This window comes from Moorena sp. SIO3I6, from assembly GCF_010672095.1.
This window is the reverse complement of sequence record NZ_JAAHHU010001063.1, coordinates 1-1,727: the sequence shown is the minus strand read 5'-3', so window position 1 is coordinate 1,727 and position 1,727 is coordinate 1. Positions and strand designations below refer to the sequence as shown.

Annotated in this window: 2 protein-coding genes; one reads left to right on the top strand and one right to left on the bottom strand. The window is 43.5% G+C overall.

Going from position 1 to position 1,727, the window contains the following annotated elements; genetic code table 11:
• Positions 1-42: 42 nt before the first annotated feature.
• A complete protein-coding gene (locus F6K49_RS46120) occupies positions 43-387 on the bottom strand; it encodes a hypothetical protein (protein WP_293109104.1) in 345 nt (114 codons plus the stop codon).
• Positions 388-708: 321 nt separating this feature from the next.
• Here F6K49_RS46120 and F6K49_RS46115 point away from each other — a divergent pair.
• Positions 709-1,727 (top strand): phosphotransferase (locus F6K49_RS46115; protein ID WP_293109100.1); only part of this gene is annotated, 1,019 nt, incomplete at its 3' end.

Below are 1,727 nucleotides of genomic sequence, written 5' to 3'. Positions count from 1 at the left end.
CATCAGCCCCTACACTTAGAGCGAGGGGCTAATGGCCTCAATCTAATGTTCCATTCGTATGGGTGGAGTCATTATCGGTCCTGTTCTAGGAAAAGGTATTGGCCCGGTTTTAGGAAAAGGTATTGGCCCGGGTTTAGGAAAAGGTCTGGGCCGTGGATGTTCAAAAACAGGAGGTGTTGGTTGGGGTATTGGGCGTGGACATTTGGGAAAAGGTTCTGGGTGTTCAGGCATAGGAACTGCCGTAGGTGCTGGACACAGAATGTATGGTGTTTGGGGAGTCGGACCACATCCACCCTGAACCATAGTATCTTGCTGATCTAGATCATTGAGAAAGGTTTCCTCATCGGATAACAACTCAAAACCGATGGGTAACTCAGAAATTTCCATTATTAGTTTTCCTCCATAGGAGTGTGACGGATGACTTTCTTCAAGATTTCTGTAAGTCTACAAATTCTGTTTTAGATAAAAATCTCAGTTTCATGTCGCCATTTTGGCGAGTTTTTAGTGGAAAACTAGAGTATCAATAGATAAAGAGAAATGGGATAACTGCTGAAAATATAACAGTATGATTATTGATTGTTAACTGTTGATTGTTGATTGTTGTACGGTTAGGCACAAGACTTGCCCCTACTATCGGTTAACTTCTCAAGGGTAAACAACAAACATTTTCTCTTTAAGTCGTGCATCTACTGATCATCTACTAATATTGTGCAACCACTATCATCTGAAACGATTTCCTCATATCTATTGGATATAGGGCTGTGTACTCCGTCAGACCTAGAATCTATCCAGGTGAAATCGGCTGCCCCTGCTAAGAATTTCAATTTACTGGTGAGCTTTTCAGATCATCGTCAGCTACTGGTTAAGCAGGAAAGACCCCATAATGGTGGTCTTATAAATTATGAATTTTTCAATGAGTGGCAATTTCATCGCTGGCTGCAGCAGTTCCCCGACCAACACTGTCTAGCTTCATCAGTTTCCCAGATCCTTCATTTTGATCCCGATCATTGCATCCTGATCTACAACTATCTAAATAACTATCTCGACCTGTTTAGTTTCTACTATCAAAACCAAGTTTTTCCTGAAGCGATCGCAACTGATATCGGAACAGTTTTAGGCAACCTCCATCGTGTTACCTTCAATCAACCAGAATGTCGTAATTTTATAGACCAGGTACCAAAGGGGACATCTGCCTATCGCTTTGGCAATCCAGCTAAAGGAATCGGACGGCTTAGCCCAGAGATGTTTGGCTCAATCCCTAACAATGCCTTAAAGTTCTTTGTTCTCTATCAACGTTACCCCAGTCTGGGAAATGCGATCGCAGATTTGGAAACTGACTGGCATCCGAGTTGCCTAACCCACAATGACTTAAAATTGAACAACATTTTGCTTCATAGAGACTGGGAGCAATTCTCAACATCTTCACCACCCGATCAGAGCATGGTGCGACTGATTGATTGGGAACGTTGTGCCTGGGGAGATCCAGCCTTTGACCTTGGAACCATAATCGCCAGCTACTTGGGAATCTGGTTAAGTAGCTTAGTAGTAGACCCCACGATTAAATTAGAAGAATCCTTGGGTCTAGCAGTGACTCCTTTACAAGTGCTTCAACCCTCCATCGCTGCTCTAACCCAAGCCTATCTTACCGCTTTTCCCGGGATTGAGTCGGCTCGTCCCAACTGGCTTAAACGAGTAGTTCAGTTTACCGGTTTGGCACTGATTCACCA